Origin of the sequence: Acinetobacter sp. YH01020, from assembly GCF_013420275.1 — a bacterium.
In the GTDB taxonomy this organism is placed as follows: domain Bacteria; phylum Pseudomonadota; class Gammaproteobacteria; order Pseudomonadales; family Moraxellaceae; genus Acinetobacter; species Acinetobacter amyesii.
The window spans coordinates 39,040-58,069 of sequence record NZ_VOYN01000014.1 but is presented as its reverse complement, the minus strand read 5'-3'; the positions used below and the strand labels follow the sequence as shown (position 1 = coordinate 58,069).

Genomic DNA, 19,030 nt, shown 5'->3' with positions numbered 1-19,030 from the left:
GCTTAAAAATCATTTTAAAAATGCAAAATTACTTTTGCATGCATAACATCAGTTATTTAATTTCCGAAAATAAAAAAAGCTCATCCATCGATGAGCTTTTTTCATGGCACCTTACCAATAGTTTTCTACAGCAATATTACCTTCACCACGGCGGTTCATGGTCAAACCACGCGCCTTTAATGCTGCCTTTGTGTCGTCAACCATTTGAGGATTACCACACAGCATGACATGCGTCGTTTCCACATTAAATGCTAAGCCCGCCGCCTGTTCTAGCTCGCCATTTTCAATTAAAACTGGTAAACGATCATGCAGCGGTGCATTTGGATCACGTGTCACAATAGGTATAAATTTAAAACCCGTATGCCCTTCACCAAAGGTCTCGGCGATTTCTTGAATACGCTCGATATAAGCCAATTCTGATACGGTACGCACACTGTAGACTAGATTAATTTTTTCGTATTTAGACCACGTTTCAAAGTCTTGTAGCATTGATAAAAATGGTGCAAGACCTGTTCCTGTTCCCAACAGCCATAAGTCCTTTGGCAATGGCAACTGATAACGTGCCAAGGTAAGGAAGCCATAAGGGACTTTTTCTAAATACAGCTCATCACCCACTTGTAGATGCTGTAAATTCGAGGTAAACGCACCATCTGGAACGACGATAGAGAAAAATTCTAAAGTTTCATCAAAGGGTGACGACACCACAGAATAGGCACGAACCACCAATTCATCGCCCACTTTCAAGCCAATTCGTGCAAACTGACCAGCGGTAAATTTAAAATGTGCAGGGCGTGTCATGGTAAAACTGAACAAAGTATTGGTCCAACGGTGTACAGATAAAACCTTTTCTAAGCTAAATTTTTCAATTGACATGATTTGAACGTGGCGTGACAGACTGTGCTCATGTTAGCATGACAGCATAATTTATTAATATTTTTTAAATGTTAAGGCCTGATTCATGCGCATGACTTTACGCCAGTTGGCTGTTTTTGTAGCAGTCGCTCAAGAAGGTACCGTTACCAAAGCCAGTGATGCTGTCAAACTTACTCAAAGTGCAGCAAGTATGGCATTGGCAGACCTCGAAGATGGTCTCGGTGCTCCACTGTTTGACCGACTTGGTAAACGCTTGCAATTGAATGACTTGGGTCGTTTTTTATTGCCACAAGCTTTGGAAATTTTAGGGCGCTGTGAAGCTTTTGAACAAGCAGCTAAAGGTGAACTACAAAGTATTGATCTGCGTTTAGGTGCGACCCTGACCATCAGCGACTACTTGATGCCAGACCTCATGGCAGATTTCTTACAAATTCAGCCTCAAGCACATTTACAACTTCAAGTCGGCAATACCCGCCAAATGATTGAAGCGGTAAACCAATTTCAGTTAGATTTGGCCTTAATTGAAGGTTCATGCCATCTGCCACAGCTACAATGTATTCACTGGCGTGACGATGAACTTGCAGTATGCTGTTCACCAGAGCATCCCTTAGCGAAGTTGGATCGTGCAATCACTGCAGCTGACTTTGATAACGTAGAATGGATCTTACGTGAAGAAGGTTCAGGCACACGTGAAGTATTTGACAACGCAATTTTAAAAGACCTGCCAGATGCCAATATTCGTTTAACCTTAGGTCATAACGAAGCCATTTTAAAAATCGTGGCAGGTGGTCTTGGTATGTCATGTATTTCTAAACTTGCGATTGAGCCTTTACGTGAAAAAGGTCAATTGGTGGTTTTAGATACGCCGTTCTGGCAACTAGCCCGTCCATTATTCATGTTGGTACATCGTCAGAAATACCAAGGACCGGGTCTCAAAGCCTTTATGCAATTTTGTGAAAAATCTGTTTAAACTAAAAAGCGCCTAATGGCGCTTTTTTTGTGAATGCTTCCATTACCACCTAGAATCATTCTCACAAGCAATACCGTCATTATCACCATCCATCTTCGTGTTTGGACAATTCTTAATAAACCACTGAGCTTCATCTCTTGAGCGCATTTGACTGCAATGCTGTCGTCCATCACAACTAAACTGAGCTTTTTCTTCTGCCCTTGGCGTATCACTTGAAGAAGGTGCCTGCGCAGTGTATTGAACAACAGATTGAGCTTGCGTTGAAGCTGTGCCGTATAGATTTTTTTCACCTTGCTCAGACAGCACCCGATCGGGCAAATCACCCTGAGCTTTACGTTGTTCTTTTACAATGTTTTCATTTTCTTGCATGAGCTGTTGTAAATGTAGCTGCTTCTGTTCTTGGTACTGCTGATATTTCCCATAAACAGCCACAGCTAATACTACAATTACAATGAGTCCAATCATGCTGAAGATTTTACTGCCCCAAACTGTGACTTTGGCTGTATCGTGAGGAGTAGCTTGGTCATTCACTCGATCTGTCATTGATTCAAATGGCGGATTTATCTGTTCATGAGTGGACTGCTCTTTTTTCAAATCTAAACGGATGATATTTACCGCTTTAAATTTACCTTGATCTGCTTCAATCCTGTATTTGAGATTTTCTCCAACACGTGGTTCGATGTGTCGGCTAGGAAAATCACGAATATGAAAAAATAAATCCTTTGCTTGATCTTGTTGTATAAATCCAAAGCCGCGCTCAGCGTTATAGCTTTTGATTTTCCCCTCTTTAAACATAAAAATTGTCTCTCACATTTTATTTTAATGCTCTTATGATAATAAAAAAGAGGTCCTATAGACCTCTTTTTTATTTCAAAGATTTCATGGAAATCTCCAAATCACATTATTTACGCAAATTCGAAAGCAAAGCTGAAGTAATTGACTGGTTATTTGCCACGACTTTAGATTTTTTAGCTTTTGCAGATTTGTCTTCTTCACGCTCAATGTTTATGGCTTTATAACGATCACCATTTTTCACCACATTAAATTTCACACGATCATTACGTTTTGGCTCGACACCATCTGCGGGAAAGTCAGAGATATGGAAAAATACATCACCTTCTTCACATGAAAGAAAGCCAAAGCCCTTTTCAGGATTGTACTGCTTCACCTTACCTTTATATTGTTCGGACTTCATAAAGTACCCTATTCCATTTATACCAATGTCTTTAGTATATAAAAAAGAGGCTATAAAAGCCCCTTTTCTGTTCATATTGCAAAAATTAGTCTTTTTGAACTGAACCGAAAATTTTATCGCCTGCATCACCAAGACCAGGAACGATATAACCGTTTTCATTTAAACCTTGGTCTACAGATGCTGTATAAATGGTCACATCTGGGTGAGCTTCATTTACACGTTTAATGCCTTCTGGAGCTGCAACAAGCACCATGACACGAATATCTTTACAACCACTGGCTTTTAGAACGTCAATAGCAGCAACGAGCGATGAACCCGTTGCAAGCATTGGGTCAATAATCATCGCTAAACGGTTTTGTACGTCTGGTACTAATTTTTTGTAGTAAGTACGCGCTTCTAAAGTTTCTTCATCACGCTCTAAACCCAATACAGATACTTTCGCACTTGGAATCAGGTTTAAGAAACCATCCAACATACCAATACCTGCACGTAAAATCGGTACAACTGTTATTTTTTTACCGGCAATACGATCTACAGTTACTTTACCATTCCAACCATCAATTTCATGATCGACCATTGGTAAATCTTTCGTTGCTTCATAAGTCAGAAGCATAGTCACTTCTTGAGCAAGCTCACGGAAGTTTTTAGTACTAATATCTGCACGACGAAGTAAGCCGAGTTTATGTCGGATTAAAGGATGACGGATTTCATGGATAGCCACGGGAGAACACCTAAAAGGTTAAGATAAAATTTCAACCATTATAAAGCTATTTAACAAATGATAAAAATAAAAAAGCCTCCTTTACAGGAGGCTTTTTTGTAATAAGCAAATTAATTGCTTAATTCATTAGTTAAATCCACTTTGAATTAAGCTAAAAATGAACTGTTGTAATTCAGGTGAGATTGCAAAGTATGCCACTTGAGAAACTGCAATGATTGGATCTGGATATACACCGATCAACAACACAAGAGCAGCTGCACCAAGCACCATAATACCACCCACTTTTTGCCCCCAATGATCGACAGCGTCGATACGTGGGTTTTCCGGTGGAGTCATGTACATCACAACCATCACACGTAGGTAGTAGTACAAACCGATACCTGAACCAAGGATCACCATTGCAGCTAAGAACCATGAACCACCAGCAACTGCTGTTTTGATCACAAGGAACTTACCAATAAAGCCCGCTGTTAATGGGATACCTGCAAGAGATAACATCATGACAGTCAGTGTTGCAGTCAACACTGGACGACGCCAGAACAAACCACGGTACTCAGCAAGACTACCTGCTTCGTCTTTGTTGTTGTAAGGGCTAGACATCAGTGTCACAACACCGAACGCACCAATCGTTGTTAATACATAAGTAATCACATAAACGTTGACGCTGCTAAATGTTGCAAAGCCTTGTACTTGAACAAAGTCAGTATTACGTGCACTTACAATCGCAACAAGTAAGTAACCAAAGTGAGCGATTGAAGAGTATGCAAGGATACGTTTCAAGTTCACTTGACGTACTGCTAGTAAGTTACCCGCAAGGATAGACAATACTGCAATGATGGTCACGATCGTGATGAAGCTGTCAGAAAGGATTAAGCCAGAAGCCAAGAAGTAACGAACGAATAGACCGATCATTGCCACTTTAGCCACAGTCGCTAAGAATGTCGCGATTGGCGCTGGCGCACCTGCATACACGTCTGGTGTCCATTTGTGGAATGGCGCAAGAGACAATTTAAATGCAACAGCAAAGACAATCAGTGCAAGACCAAGGACTACACCCGGTTGGCTGAATGTTGTGAACATTTTGCCTGGTTCAGCAACGAATGCCATTGTACCTGTGTACGCATATACATAAGCCATACCCATCAACAACATCGCAGAAGCAGTTGCTGAAAGCACCAAGTATTTCACACCCGCTTCAAGCGACTGTGAACGTTGGTGTGTATAAGCCAATAGGCCGTATACAGGAATCGACATTAACTCAAGACTGATAAAGAAAGACGCATAGTGCGAACTTGCAACCATTAACAATGCACCTGTTACAGAGCACAGCATCAAGATATAAAGTTCTTCACGGTTATCTTTATAGGTTTCGATATACGCATGTGACAATGTGCAGCAAGCAAGTGCTGCAATCAAAATCACGAATTGGTACAACATCGTAAATGGATCTACGATGAACAAATTCATTACGTTTGCAGGTGCATACTGCCCTGCAACGAAAACAAAAATAATATAAAAGGCTGCAAGGTTCAGACCGATAACGGAAGTCGTTGCAACTAAATTGTGGTTACGCTTGATTGCAATTAGCAACATCACGACGATCGCAGTTAAAGCCACGATCATCACAGGAGCTAATGGCATAAGCTCAGAAAATGACATTGTGAAGTCCATGGCTTATTGCATCTCCACATTTTCAGGTTGTACAGCAATCTGCTGCACAACATCAACGACTTCTTGAACTGGGATATAGCTATTTGCAATCCACGCCATGCTTGAATTTGAAATATCAAGGAAGGTTTGTGGCAATAGACCAAGCCATACTAGACCAAGAGCACAGATTAAAAGAATCACAACTTCACGCGCATTTAAGTCTTTCAACGGATTTGCGTAATGCTGTTTTTGTTCTTCGTTTGGTGTACCGAACAATGCTTTGTGGATCAGGATTAAACCGTAAAGACCGGCAAATACTAAGCTTACTGCAGCAAGGATTGTGTACACAGGGAACTTGTCATAAGAACCCATCAAGATTAGGAATTCACCGATGAAGTTACCTAGACCTGGAATACCTACAAGTGCCGCAACAAAGAACATTAAGAAGAATGAAAGGTATTGGAACTGACCACGGATACCACCCATCAAACGCATGTCACGTGTATGCAGACGTTCGTAAACCTGACCACACATAATGAACAATGCAGCAGAAGATAGACCGTGAGCCAGCATCATAATCATCAAGCCTTGGAATGTCAGGATGTTACCTGCATACAAAGCAAGAAGTACGAAGCCCATGTGCGAAATAGATGTGTACGCAAGCAGACGTTTCATGTCTGTTTGTTGGAATGCACACCATGCACCGTAGAAAATACCGATTAGACCAAGAATGATCGCGATGTCAGCAAACTGAGCAGATGCTACTGGGAAGAATGGAATAACGAAACGTAAAAGACCATAAGCCGCAGTTTTAATCAAGATACCTGCAAGGTCGACAGAACCCGCTGTAGGTGCTTGTGCATGTGCATCTGGTAACCAGCCGTGTAATGGGAAAACTGGAAGTTTTACCGCAAAACCAATGAACATACAGATCATGAATGCATACGCAAGTGCTGGAGCTTTCGCCTCAACAGTGTGTGCAACACTCATCAAGAAGTCATAGTTAAAGCTGATTTGACCGTGAAGTTGGAAGCCAACAACTACTAGACCCAAGATACCGATCAACATGATCAGACCCGCAACCTGAGTATAGATAAAGAATTTAGTTGCAGCGTAAACGCGTGACTTACCTTCTGCCCCTTTATGACCCCAAAGTGCGATCAAGAAGTAGATTGGTACCAGCATCATCTCCCAGAAGAAGAAGAATAGGAACATGTCAATCGCTAAGAATACACCGATCACACCACCTAAAGACCACAGTAGGTTTAAGTGGAAGAAACCAACGTTCTTTTGAATCTCACCCCATGAACAGCCGACCGCAAGTACACCCAGTAATGCAGTTAAACCTACCATAAGCAGTGAAAGACCATCCACCGCAAGGTGAATGTTAATCCCTAAAGTGGTAATCCACGGTAGGTTAAATTGAGCAGCCCACTGTGGAGCTTGTGTACCCAACTCGTAGTTATAAGTACCGCTTTGCCATAAAACGACGGTAAACACCAACGTTAATAGCATACCAATTAAGGCAATATAGCGTGGTAAGTGCTTGTCGAGTTTATCGACAAGCCAGCATACAAAACCTGCAATGAACGGAATAAGGATCAGAGCGGGTAGAATTAAATTGTTTGGAGTTTCCATTTTATTTCCCCACGACCTGAATCACGACCAGGATCAATAGTAATGCAAACGTACCGAATGCCATACTAGATGCGTATTCACGCAATGAACCTGTTTGACGTGAACTTGTAAAGCTATTACCGCCTTTAACAAGTGCAGGCAATACAAGCCATAAGCCGTCAATTGGATCACGACCAAAGATTTTAGCCAGTAGTAAATAAGGCTTAACGAAAACAATGTTGTACAAAGCATCGAAACCAAGTGCATTACGACAGATATTTGCAAGACCCGCGCCCAGTGAAGTTTTCGCGAAAGATTTCACTGCACCATAAGCAAAGGCAAATAACACCACGCCAACTGCAAGACCTGCAAGTGCAATACCAACAGCTGTGTATTCAGCGCTATGCATACCGTGTTCTAGTGCTTCTGGAATATCAAACGCTGGGATTTGTGCAGCATTTAAAATATTCGTTACTGGTGCTTTTAATACATAAGCTAAACCAGTTGAAAGCACTGCAAGAATCGCCAATGGACCCCAGTAAGTAACACCTTTGATTTCATGGTAAGGCGTGTTTTCTTTACCAAAGAATACAACCCAAATAAGACGGAATGTATAAATTGAAGTTAAGAACGCACCTGCTACACCAGTCCAGTACAAGCAGTCATAAACTGCAATCGCTTGACCTTTCACCCATACCGCACCAAGAATCGCATCTTTCGAGAAGAAGCCGATCGTGATGAATGGAATCGCTGCCAATGCACCGCCACCAATCGCGAAACAAGCAAACAAGAATTTGTTTTTATGGAATAGACCACCCATCTTGAAGATGTTTTGTTCATGATGGTAAGCCAAAATCACAGCACCAGAAGACAAGAATAATAATGCCTTGAAGAATGCGTGAGTCAGCATGTGGAATAGACCAGCTTGGTAAGCTTCAGCACCTACAGCCATAAACATATAACCCAACTGACTCATAGTTGAGTAAGCAAGAATACGTTTGATGTCTGTTTGTACCAATGCAGCAAAGCCTGCAACTAACAATGTCACCGCACCTGTGATTGAGATGAACATCATCACTTCTGGCGCTTGTTCAAATACGCTGAACATACGGCTACATAGGTAAACACCCGCTGTTACCATTGTTGCTGCGTGGATCAATGCAGATACTGGTGTAGGACCAGCCATCGCATCTGCCAACCATGTTTGTAATGGGATCTGAGCAGATTTACCTGCAGCACCCAAGAACAACATCAATGCAGTCCAAATTGCAATCGAAGAACTCTGAGCCAAAACTGTTGGCGCAGCAGCTACAACTTCTGCAATGTTTAAAGTGCCGAATTGTTGGTAGATCAAGAACAATGCGATCAGTAGGAATACATCACCCACACGTGTCACAGTGAATGCTTTAATTGCAGCAAAACCGTTTGCAGGTGTTTGGTAGTAGTAACCAATCAATAGGTATGAACATAGACCTACACCTTCCCAACCGAGGAATAACAACGCTAAGTTGTCACCCAACACTAAAAGCAGCATGCTTGCTACGAATAGGTTGAAGTATGAGAAGAAACGTGCAAAGTCTTCTTCGCCACGCATGTACCATGTTGCAAAAATGTGAATTAAGAAACCCACACCTGTAATCATGCCCATCATTAATAATGACAAGCCATCTAAATGAAGCGTGAAGCCCGGTGCTAAGTTACCTGCACTGAACCAAGTCCAAAGATGCTGAATTGTTGCAACTGAACCATTATTAACAAAGTCGATACCGGCAATTAATGCAAATAAAGCTGAAAGACCAACTGAACCTGCACCAATAATTGCAGCAACTGATTCAGGAAGGTTTTTACGACCTGCCGCCAACAGGATAAAACCAATTAGCGGGAAAAGTACTGTTAAATATAAATAACTCATCCGCGCATCTCACTAGCAGCATCCACATCCAGATGATGGAAGCGATGATAGAACTGAAGGACGATCGCAAGACCGATACAAGCCTCTGCTGCAGCAAGCGTTAAGATCAAGATAAACATCACTTGACCATCTGGCTGTGCCCATGCGCTTCCTGCCAAAACGAACGCTAATGCAGCAGCGTTCATCATGATTTCAAGGCTCATTAAAATAAATAGTAGGTTGCGTCGAACCATCACACCGTAAAAACCCAGTGCAAAAAGAATGGTTGCAACGATCAAACCATGTTCTAAAGGGATGTTGCCCATTATTCTTTGTCCTCTTCTGCACCTGGCTCACGTTTGCCAAGATGGAATGCAGCGACAAGTGCGCCAAGCAATAACATCGCAGCAACTTCAACCAGCAATAAGTACTGAGTAAAGAGTGAAGTACCCACTTCTTTCGGACCGACAACTTGAGCACCCATGACAGTGCCAGCAGTTGTGTAGTCTGACTTCAACATCCAAACTAGGATTAGACCCATTAGGAAGCTCATCAACGCAGGATATGCCCACGCTGAAGAAGTCAGCCATTTGCTTTCTTGTTCAACTGTATTTTGACCAAGATTCAGCATCATCACGACGAATACGAATAGCACCATGATTGCGCCAGCGTAAACGATAATTTCGAGGGCACCGGCAAACGGCGCACCCACGATCATGAAGATACCTGCAACTGCAAGTAAAGAGATAATCAAGCTTAATAAAGCGTGTACTGGGTTCGTGTTAGTTACAACACGAACGGTAGAGACGATGGCCACAAGCGCCATCAAATAAAATGGCCACATCATGGTAATAGACTCCGTACATCAACTGGTGTGCTTTCGCGTTGAGCCTGACCTTTATCTTTACCAGCAACAGCCATACCTGTTACGCGGTAGAAGTTATAGTCTGGGTATTTACCAGGACCTGAGATAAGAAGGTTTTCTTTCTCATATACTAAGTCCTGACGAACATACTCACCTAACTCAAAGTCAGGTGTCATTTGAATCGCAGTCGTAGGACATGCTTCTTCACACATACCGCAGAAAATACAACGTGAGAAGTTGATACGGAAAAATTCCGGATACCAACGACCATCTTCTTTTTCAGCTTTTTGTAGTGAAATACAGCCGACTGGACATGCAACCGCACAAAGGTTACATGCTACACAGCGCTCTTCGCCATCAGGGTCACGCGTTAACACGATACGACCACGGAAACGTGGTGGTACGATGTCTTCCGCTTTAACCTCTGGATATAAAATGGTGTCACGTTTACGTGTCGCGTGTGAGAATACCATCCACAACGAACGTACAATTGACCCAAATCCAGCTAGAAATTTAAACATTTTATTCTCCCTGCTGTCTTAGGCCTGATTCATTAGAATCACAGCACCAGTTACCAGAAGGTTAACCAACGCCAATGGCAAGCAAATTTTCCAACCAAAGTTCATGACTTGGTCATAACGTGGACGCATTAAAGAACCACGAGCCAAGACAAACATCATTACAAAGAATGCTGTTTTAATAATGAACCAGAACGCAGCTGGAATGAATGGAATATCTAGGTTGAAAGGCGCTAACCAACCACCGAAGAATAAAGTCACGATTAATGCAGAGATCAGTACGACGTTGACGTATTCCGCAACGAAGAACATACCCCATTTCATACCGCCGTATTCGACATGGTAACCTTCCGCCAATTCTTGTTCTGCTTCTGGTTGGTCAAATGGATGACGGTGAGTTACCGCAACACCCGCAACCACGAAGATCAAGAAACCTAAGAACTGAGGAATAACAAACCAAACATCACGTTGCGCTTCAACAATTTCACGCATGTTGAATGAGCCTGCAATCGCAACCACACCCATCAGTGAAATACCCAAGAACACTTCATAAGAAATGGTTTGAGCAGCAGAACGTAAACCACCAAGTAATGCGTATTTGTTATTTGATGACCAACCACCGAACAATACTGCGTATACCGCAATACCAGCCATTGCCATAAAGAACAATAGACCGATGCTCATGTCTGAAACACCTAGATAAGGTGAAACAGGAATAACCATGAACGATAGCACCGCAGTTGCCATCGCAACTGCTGGAGCCATACGGAAAGTCAATTTGTCAGCAAATTTTGGTGTCCAGTCTTCCTTAAACATGATTTTCAGCATGTCGGCAACAATCTGGAACATACCGCCCGGACCTACACGGTTCGGACCGTAACGGTCTTGCCATAAGCCGAGTAAACGACGTTCAATAAAAGACATCAACGCAGCGATCAATACCACTACCAGTAAGATCACAATTGCTTGAAGAACTGAATAGGCGATTGGCCAGTTTTCAGCCCACAGCGGCGTTTGACGGATTAATTCTTGTTCCATGAATTACACTCCTACCGCGACTGAAACAGGTTCTGCAAGCGATACTGTAGGTGCAAGACCCACTGGGTAACCGATATAACCTGTAGGTAAGTATTCAATCACTTGAACTGGAAGGACGATTTCAGCATCCCCTGCTTTCACAGCGATACGTTGACCATCTTGAACATTTAAGCGTGCTGCATCTTGTTCACCCACAGCAAACATTGCTTCAGGAATACGCGATTCCATCGCAGGTGTTTTCACTGTAAATTCACCAGAAGCGAAGATGTGATGCATCGGCACAAGACGGAAGCTCTCACCATTAACCGCAACAGGTGCAGGTGCAACGAATGTACGTGCTGGACGTTTCGCTAAACGATCGAATAAACGAACGCCTGCATCGCCACCTTTTAAGTGACCACCCACGTTGTCTTGGAATTTGTTCCAAGCTTGTGGAGAGTTCCAACCTGCAGACCAAGCAAATGGTACAAGTGAAGCTGGAGTTTGGTTACCTACATAACCTTCCATAGAGAACGTCAACGCAGAGTCTTTATCGACTGGTTGTTTTGGTTCATGAATAGAAAGTGGTGCGCGCATCGCAGTACGACCTGAGTAACGACGTGGTTCACGTGCCACTTTCAGACCATGTACACGGAAGCCAGCATCTGGTGCGACATCTTGAATTGCTTCAAGTGCAGGAACGTTTTTCGCTACTGACTCGATCACATCATCAAGAACTGTCCAAGAAATCGCTTTACCTTTCACGCCAGTTTCAATGGCATGTAACCAGCGCCAAGATTCTTTGATCGCAAGTTCTGGTTTGTAGTAGCTTGGGTCATACACTTGGTAGAAACGTTGTGCACGGCCTTCTTGAGAGACAACTGTACCATCACCTTCAGCAAATGAAGCAGCAGAAAGTACGATGTTGGCTTTTTTCACAGTTTCAGTTTCAGAATGATCAAGTACGATCACTTCTTTACCAGAAAGTGCAGCATTCACCTGCGCGGCTGGTAAGCGACGATAAAGGTCATTTTCCACCACGATCACGGTATCGTAATCTTGTGCAAATGCTTGTTCTAGGCTTTGACCACCAAAGATCGCTAAGCCCATTGAGTTCACTTCAGGAACAGTCAATGTTAAGCCCGCATTACCAAGGTTCTGTGCAACTTGTGCAGCAGCTTCCATGATTGATGCGTCTTGCAAGCTTGTACCAGAGATGATTAAAGGTTTTTTCGCAGCTTTTAAAGTGTCAGCAATCGTTTGTGCAAATGCTTTTGCATCGTCATCCAAACCTAAGATCACTTCACCTTTCACAGCAGCAGCGACCGCAAAACCTAAACGTGCAATGTCGTTAGGTGATGCAACAACTTCACCTGTTGCAACATCAGCTAAACGTGTTTGAGTTGCAGCAAGGATGTAAATCGGAGATTTGGCATCTTGGGCAATACGTTGTACAGGTTCAGCCAACCACTCTTGCGTACGGCGCTCTGCAGCCATTTCTTTAGCTTTATTTTTCGCAGCTTGGCGAACAGATAGAGCCATACGAGGCGCAGTTTGAGTCAGATCTTCACCCAAAATCAACACAGCATCGTAGCTTTCGATTTCACGCATACCAGGGTTATAAACACCTTCGGTTTGCATAATAGAAGCTGCAAGTTCAACAAGTTTTTGCTCTTTTTGAGCCATACCCGTTGAGAAGTTGTCTTGACCTACAAGTTCGCGAAGCGCGAAGTTTGATTCAAGTGATGCACGTGGTGAACCGATACCCAATACTTTTTTGCCTTGGATATTTTCAATTACGGTATCCAATGCTTGGTCTACAGAAACTGTAGTCACATTTGCACCAGAGCGGAATTGTGGTTGACGTGGACGATCTTCACGGTTCACATAACCTGTACCGAAACGACCTTTATCGCAAAGGAAGTATTGGTTCACGTCACCGTTAAAGCGGTTTTCTACACGACGTAGTTCGCCATAACGTTCACCCGGAGAGATGTTACAACCTGAAGAACAGCCTTGGCATACGCTTGGCGCATACTGCATGTCCCATTTACGGTTATAGCGTTCAGAGTGAGTTTTATCTGTGAATACACCTGTTGGGCACACTTCAGTCAAGTTACCAGAGAATTCAGATTCTAAAGTACCTGATTCTGGACGACCAAAGTAAACACGCGAAGCGTTTGCATACACACCAAAGTCTGTACCACCTGCATAATCTTTGTAGTAACGCACACAACGGTAGCACGCAATACAACGGTTCATTTCATGAGAAATGAAAGAGCCTAGCTCTTGGTTGTAATGCGTACGTTTTGTGAAGCGGTAACGACGACGGTCATGCTGAGTCATTACAGTCATATCTTGTAAATGACAATGACCACCCTCTTCACAGACTGGGCAGTCGTGTGGGTGGTTGGTCATCAAGAATTCAACAACAGAAGCACGGAAATTCTTTGCTTCGTTATCTTCAATCGAGATGTAGGTATTGTCAGATGCAGGCGTCATACATGACATAACTAAACGACCGCGAGTATCTTCAGGATTCGCGTATTGAGTCACAGCACATTGACGGCAAGAACCGACAGAACCTAAGGATGGATGCCAACAAAAGTATGGGATGTCGATGCCAAGGCTAAGACATGCTTGTAGTAAGTTCTCTGAGCCGTTGACTTCATACGATTTTCCATCGACATGAATTGTAGCCATAGTCGAATTCCTTAAGCTTGTTCTACGTTGCTAGTTTGAGCTGCCGCATTTACGACTTTAGCTTCAAATTCGCCACGGAAATGTTTGAGTGCGCCCATTAACGGTTCCATCGCACCTGGAGCATGCGCACAGAAAGTTTTACCAATCCAAAGCTTACGAGTAAGTTCTTGTAAGTGATCGATATCTTCTTTCTTACCTGTGCCACCTTCCAAGGCTTTAAGCGCTTTAACCGCCCAAGGTAAGCCATCACGGCATGGTGTACACCAACCGCAAGATTCACGCGCAAAGAATTCTTCTAAGTTACGTGTCGCAGAAACCATACACTGAGTTTCATCAACCACCATGAGCAAACACGTACCTAAACGTGAACCTGCTTTCATGATGCTTTCAGCATCCATAGGAAGGTCAATATGTTCAGCAGCAAGGAAGTCTGTAGAAGCACCACCCGGTAACCATGCTTTGAGTTTTAAACCATCACGCATACCACCCGCATGATCTTCAATCACTTCACGCGCAGTTGTACCAAATGGAAGTTCCCAAAGACCTGGGAAAGTCACCTTACCTGATGCACCGTAGATTTTAGTACCTGGATCTTTCGACTTACCTTCAGATAAACCGATATACCATTCAGGACCACGAAGCATAATTGCGGGTAAGTTGTTGTAAGTCTCTACGTTGTTTACAATCGTAGGACGACCCCAAGCACCTGCAACTTGTGGGAATGGCGGTTTAGTACGAGGGTTCGCACGGCGACCTTCAAGCGAGTTAATCAATGCAGTTTCTTCACCACAGATATAACGACCCGCACCAGTATGCACGTGTAACTCGAAGTTCCAACCTGTACCTAAGATGTTTTCACCCAAGTAACCTTTGGCACGAATTTGGTCCAATGCTTCATTTAAGTATTGAGCCGCTTCGATGTATTCACCACGGATGAAGATATAACCCTGTGTTGCTTCTAATGTATAAGCAGCAATCAACATACCTTCGATCAACTGATGAGGAAGTTTTTCCATTAACAGGCGGTCTTTGAAGGTACCTGGTTCCATTTCATCGGCATTACAGATGAGGTAACGAGGGCCTGAGTTATCATTTGGCGCCATAAGCGACCATTTGATCCCTGCAGGGAAGCCCGCACCACCACGACCTTTTACAGTCGCAGCTTTGATCACTTCAAGCACTTCTTTCGGTTGCATGCCAACAGCTTTCTTAAAGCCTGCATAACCTTCAAGTGCTTCGTAATCATCTGCACTGCGAACGTGTTCCTGTTTACTCAAACGCCAAGTTAATGGGTGAGTTTCTGGGTTACCGTCGCCATAAATTGGTTTTGGTTCAGTATTCATACATACTTCTCCAATAACTGTTTAATTGAAGTCACTTCAACTAGACCGTGAGTGTCTTCGTCAATCATTAACGTCGGACCTTTGTCACAGTTACCTAGGCAGCAAATTGGCAATAAAGTAAAGCGACCATCTGCAGTCGTTTGACCAAATGAAATGCCTAATTCACGCTGGAATGCTTCAGCAAGTGTTTCCGCACCCATCAAGAAGCAAGCAATCGAGTCACATAATAAAATTACGTGGCGACCAACTGGTTGACGGTAAATACGGTTATAGAAAGTTGCAACACCTTCTAGGTCTGCAAGGCTCATGCTAAGCAATTGCGCAATAGCATTCATCTGTGCATCATCTACCCAGCCATTACGGCGTTGTACACACTTCAAAGCATCAAGACATGCTGCGCGTGGGTACGGATAGTGACCAATGTGATGTTCGATATCGTGGATTTCTTCCGCAGTTAAAATCCCTTCAACGTTCACACGTGGTTTTTTGTCAGTCAAAATCATCATAATGCGATTACCCCTTAGCGATCCACGTCAGCCATTACGACGTCAATTGTCGCTAAATAAATGATTAAGTCAGACATTAAGCTGCCGTTAATCACAGAAGGCATTTGCTGTAAGTGCGTGAAGGTTGGCGTACGGATACGTGTACGGTAACTCATCGTTGACTTGTCTGAAGTCAAGTAGTAGTTCGACGCACCTTTTACCACTTCCGCCATTACAGAGCTTTCGCCTGCTGGCATTACAGGACCCCATGACACGCTCAAGAAGTGCGTAATCAATGTTTCGATGTCTTGTAAAGTTTTATCTTTTGGTGGTGGAACAGCCAGTGGATGGTCTGCTTTGTATGCACCAGAAGGCATGTTGTCTAAACATTGCTTGATGATTTTCAGCGATTCTTCAATTTCACGGAAGTGAACAAGAACACGTGCATAAGCATCGCCTTCGTACTCTAAAGGCACATCAAAGTCGTAGTTTTCGTAGCCGCTATAAGGACGGTATTTACGAACGTCGAAATCAATACCTGTAGCCCGTAGACCAGTACCCGTTACACCCCAAGCCAATGCTGATTTTGCATCGTACTGAGCAACGTTACGTGTACGACCGATAAACACTGAGTTTTTCAGTGCTGCAGTGTAGTACTCGTTCATACGCTTCGGCATCCAATCGAGGATTTCGCGAATGAGGTGCTGCCAGTTGTTTGGCAAGTCGTGCGCTGTACCACCGATACGGAACCATGCTGGGTGCATACGGTAACCCGTGATCGCTTCGATCGCGTCATAAATTTTTTGACGGTCAGCGAACATATAGAATACTGGGGTCATACCGCCGGCATCCTGAATCGCAGTACCAATGAACAACAAGTGGTTATTGATACGGAACAATTCAGACATCATGACACGGATACATTGTGCACGGTCAGGAACGGTAATCCCTGCCATTTGCTCTACGCCAAGAACGTAAGGCATGTTTTGCGCACAACCACCTAAGTAGTCAACACGGTCTGTATACGGAATGAATGAGTGCCATGTTTGACGCTCAGCCATTTTTTCCACACCACGGTGGTGATAGCCGATATCAGGAACACAGTCTTTCACTTCTTCACCGTCCAACTGCAAGATCACACGGAAGGCACCGTGCGCAGATGGATGGTTAGGACCCAAGTTTAGGAACATGAAGTCTTCATCATCGTTCCCACGCTTCATACCCCAATCTTCAGGTACGAAACGAAGATGTTCTTGTTCGTAATCCTGTTTCGCTTGGTTTTGGCGATAAGGCGTGTATTCGGTCGCACGTGCAGAATATTCTTTACGTAACGGGTGACCTTCCCAATATGTTGGCAACAAGATACGACGGAGCATTGGATGCCCTTCGAAGTTGATACCAAACATGTCGTAAGCTTCACGTTCGTACCAGTTGGCATTCGGCCAAATATTTGTTGCCGTTGGAATGTTTACATCATTCTCAGCTAATGCAACCTTGATACGAATATCACTGTTACGCTCTAACGATAACAAGTGATAGAACACAGTGAAGTCAGATGCAGGCAGACCATCGCGGTGTGTACGTAAACGCTCATCAACCGCAGACAAGTCAAACAGCATCACGTATGGACGTGACACTGTACGCAAGAACATTAAAACTTCTTGTACACGTGCGCGCTCAACCCAGACTGTTGGAAAGTCTTCAAAAGTCGTTTGCACGTAGAAGTTCTCACCAAATTTGGTTTTGAGCTCTTCTACAATTGCAAATGCAGGGCGGGAATCAACTGGAGTTGATTCTGGCATAGCAATGTCAGTTTCAGCCATTGGCTTGGCTTCCTATTTAATACAAATTCAGTCAATCAAAACGACAATTACACCCAGTCCGGGTGTATCAATATTTCGTCGCAGTGATTATTTAATTTCATCCATTGAGCGTAAGTTTTTCACTGCAATACGCTGTGCGTTCTTACGGTCACGTTCTGGCATCATCTTTGGCTTATACACTGGCTTAAGATCATCACCAATCACGGCCGATAAAGGACGGCGCTCAAGTTGAATCTGGTCTTGCAATAACATCAATGCCTGAATTAAAGCTTCAGGACGTGGTGGGCAACCCGGGATATACACATCGACAGGGATGATTTTATCCACACCTTGTACAACTGAATAAATGTCGTACATACCACCAGAGTTTGCACATGCGCCCATTGAGATTACCCATTTAGGCTCAAGCATTTGCTCGTACAAACGTTGAATTACAGGCGCCATTTTCATGAAGCATGTACCTGCAACAATCATCAAGTCAGCCTGACGTGGTGAAGCACGAATAACCTCGGCACCGAAACGTGACAAGTCATGCACGCCTGTTAAAGTCGTTGCATACTCTACGTAGCAGCAAGATGTACCAAAGTTGAACGGCCAAACTGAGTTTTTACGACCCCAGTTTACTGCTGTATGTGCAACATCCTCTAAACGAGTCATGAACACATTTTTATTCACTTCTTCTTCAAGCGGATCGGTGACGATTTGACGCTCTTGAAGTGGATATTGATCAGCATCCGGATTCGCACGGGTTAATGTATATTTCATCCCGTCTTACTCCTTGTCAGATGATGCAGTCGGTGACTTAGATTTCACACGACCAGATGATTGCGCTGGAATTTGACCTGTAGGGTCCATAACCAACTCTTCAATAGAGTTAAAGCGTGTGATTTCTGCGATATCCATATTTGGCGAACCAATTTTAGGTTTAATTCCCGCCGCTTTACGTTTGTCAGAAGGTGACCAATTCAAACCACCAGAAGACAATTCATAAACCAAACCAGCAAGTAAAACTAAAATAAAGACTGCTGCAGCTGCAAAACCAACCCACCCTGTTTCACGAACAGAAGATGCCCATGCATAAAGGTAAAGTGCTTCGATATCGAACACCACGAAGAAGATTGCAACTAAATAGAATTTCGCAGACAAGCGAATACGTGCACCACCAGCACCTACTACACCTGACTCAAACTGCTCTTGCTTAGCACGACCCCATGATTTACCCCCAAGGAGTAAAGGGACGGTCAGCATAAAGACGCAAAGGAATGTAACGCCGATCACGAAGGCAATAATTGCCCAATCGTATGGAGTAATGGCACTCATGCGGGGATAACTCCTGGCAGGCCTATTTATTAACAAAGA

18 protein-coding genes are annotated in these 19,030 nt (G+C 43.5%); 1 reads left to right on the top strand and 17 read right to left on the bottom strand.

What is annotated here, in order from left to right; all coding sequences use genetic code 11:
- Window positions 1-111 precede the first annotated feature (111 nt).
- Complete coding sequence (locus FTT85_RS07620) at window positions 112-873, bottom strand: ferredoxin--NADP reductase (RefSeq protein ID WP_180025850.1); 762 nt, start codon at window positions 871-873, stop codon at window positions 112-114.
- An 85-nt stretch (window positions 874-958) separates the two neighbouring features.
- On the opposite strand from FTT85_RS07620, the gene gigC reads away from it, so the two are divergent.
- A complete protein-coding gene (gene gigC, locus FTT85_RS07615; protein WP_180021333.1) occupies window positions 959-1,843 on the top strand; it encodes a LysR family transcriptional regulator GigC in 885 nt (294 codons plus the stop codon).
- Window positions 1,844-1,885: 42 nt separating this feature from the next.
- Here the strand turns inward: gigC and FTT85_RS07610 are convergent, their stop codons facing one another.
- The 16 genes from FTT85_RS07610 to ndhC all read right to left on the bottom strand — a co-directional run bounded on the left by FTT85_RS07610 (window position 1,886) and on the right by ndhC (window position 18,991).
- Window positions 1,886-2,638 (bottom strand): excalibur calcium-binding domain-containing protein, encoded by a 753-nt coding sequence (locus tag FTT85_RS07610; RefSeq protein ID WP_180183242.1) that lies wholly within the window; start codon window positions 2,636-2,638, stop codon window positions 1,886-1,888.
- A 106-nt stretch (window positions 2,639-2,744) separates the two neighbouring features.
- Entirely contained in the window at window positions 2,745-3,038 is a 294-nt protein-coding gene (locus FTT85_RS07605) for a cold shock domain-containing protein (protein ID WP_078192288.1), read from the bottom strand.
- An 85-nt stretch (window positions 3,039-3,123) separates the two neighbouring features.
- Window positions 3,124-3,759 carry a uracil phosphoribosyltransferase gene (gene upp, locus FTT85_RS07600; RefSeq protein ID WP_078191094.1) on the bottom strand — a complete coding sequence of 212 codons (636 nt, stop codon included), beginning with the start codon at window positions 3,757-3,759 and terminating at the stop codon, window positions 3,124-3,126.
- A 126-nt stretch (window positions 3,760-3,885) separates the two neighbouring features.
- Window positions 3,886-5,430, bottom strand: a complete 1,545-nt coding sequence (gene nuoN / locus FTT85_RS07595) for an NADH-quinone oxidoreductase subunit NuoN (RefSeq protein WP_078192290.1) — start codon at window positions 5,428-5,430, stop codon at window positions 3,886-3,888.
- A 3-nt stretch (window positions 5,431-5,433) separates the two neighbouring features.
- Complete coding sequence (nuoM, locus tag FTT85_RS07590; RefSeq protein ID WP_180183241.1) at window positions 5,434-7,047, bottom strand: NADH-quinone oxidoreductase subunit M; 1,614 nt, start codon at window positions 7,045-7,047, stop codon at window positions 5,434-5,436.
- 1 nt (window position 7,048) lies between these two features.
- On the bottom strand, window positions 7,049-8,938 hold the full coding sequence (gene nuoL / locus FTT85_RS07585) for an NADH-quinone oxidoreductase subunit L (RefSeq protein ID WP_180183240.1): 1,890 nt from the start codon (window positions 8,936-8,938) through the stop codon (window positions 7,049-7,051).
- Window positions 8,935-9,243, bottom strand: a complete 309-nt coding sequence (gene nuoK / locus FTT85_RS07580; RefSeq protein ID WP_067665227.1) for an NADH-quinone oxidoreductase subunit NuoK — start codon at window positions 9,241-9,243, stop codon at window positions 8,935-8,937. Before nuoK ends, nuoL begins: the two co-directional genes overlap by 4 nt.
- Window positions 9,243-9,761: an NADH-quinone oxidoreductase subunit J gene (gene nuoJ, locus FTT85_RS07575; RefSeq protein WP_171262661.1), complete on the bottom strand. Its 519-nt coding sequence runs from the start codon at window positions 9,759-9,761 to the stop codon at window positions 9,243-9,245. Before nuoJ ends, nuoK begins: the two co-directional genes overlap by 1 nt.
- Window positions 9,761-10,303, bottom strand: coding sequence for an NADH-quinone oxidoreductase subunit NuoI (gene nuoI / locus FTT85_RS07570; protein WP_078191099.1), 543 nt, complete (start codon window positions 10,301-10,303; stop codon window positions 9,761-9,763). Before nuoI ends, nuoJ begins: the two co-directional genes overlap by 1 nt.
- Before the next feature lie 18 nt (window positions 10,304-10,321).
- Entirely contained in the window at window positions 10,322-11,338 is a 1,017-nt protein-coding gene (nuoH, locus tag FTT85_RS07565; protein ID WP_078191100.1) for an NADH-quinone oxidoreductase subunit NuoH, read from the bottom strand.
- 3 nt (window positions 11,339-11,341) lie between these two features.
- Window positions 11,342-14,020 (bottom strand): NADH-quinone oxidoreductase subunit NuoG, encoded by a 2,679-nt coding sequence (gene nuoG, locus FTT85_RS07560; RefSeq protein ID WP_180183239.1) that lies wholly within the window; start codon window positions 14,018-14,020, stop codon window positions 11,342-11,344.
- An 11-nt stretch (window positions 14,021-14,031) separates the two neighbouring features.
- Window positions 14,032-15,363 carry an NADH-quinone oxidoreductase subunit NuoF gene (nuoF, locus tag FTT85_RS07555; protein WP_180183238.1) on the bottom strand — a complete coding sequence of 444 codons (1,332 nt, stop codon included), beginning with the start codon at window positions 15,361-15,363 and terminating at the stop codon, window positions 14,032-14,034.
- Window positions 15,360-15,869 carry an NADH-quinone oxidoreductase subunit NuoE gene (nuoE, locus tag FTT85_RS07550; RefSeq protein ID WP_078191103.1) on the bottom strand — a complete coding sequence of 170 codons (510 nt, stop codon included), beginning with the start codon at window positions 15,867-15,869 and terminating at the stop codon, window positions 15,360-15,362. Before nuoE ends, nuoF begins: the two co-directional genes overlap by 4 nt.
- Window positions 15,870-15,883: 14 nt before the next feature.
- Window positions 15,884-17,671 carry an NADH-quinone oxidoreductase subunit C/D gene (gene nuoC, locus FTT85_RS07545; protein ID WP_078191104.1) on the bottom strand — a complete coding sequence of 596 codons (1,788 nt, stop codon included), beginning with the start codon at window positions 17,669-17,671 and terminating at the stop codon, window positions 15,884-15,886.
- Between the two features lie 87 nt (window positions 17,672-17,758).
- On the bottom strand, window positions 17,759-18,436 hold the full coding sequence (locus FTT85_RS07540) for an NADH-quinone oxidoreductase subunit B family protein (RefSeq protein WP_078191105.1): 678 nt from the start codon (window positions 18,434-18,436) through the stop codon (window positions 17,759-17,761).
- Window positions 18,437-18,442: 6 nt separating this feature from the next.
- A complete protein-coding gene (gene ndhC / locus FTT85_RS07535; protein WP_078192295.1) occupies window positions 18,443-18,991 on the bottom strand; it encodes an NADH-quinone oxidoreductase subunit A in 549 nt (182 codons plus the stop codon).
- Window positions 18,992-19,030 lie beyond the last annotated feature (39 nt).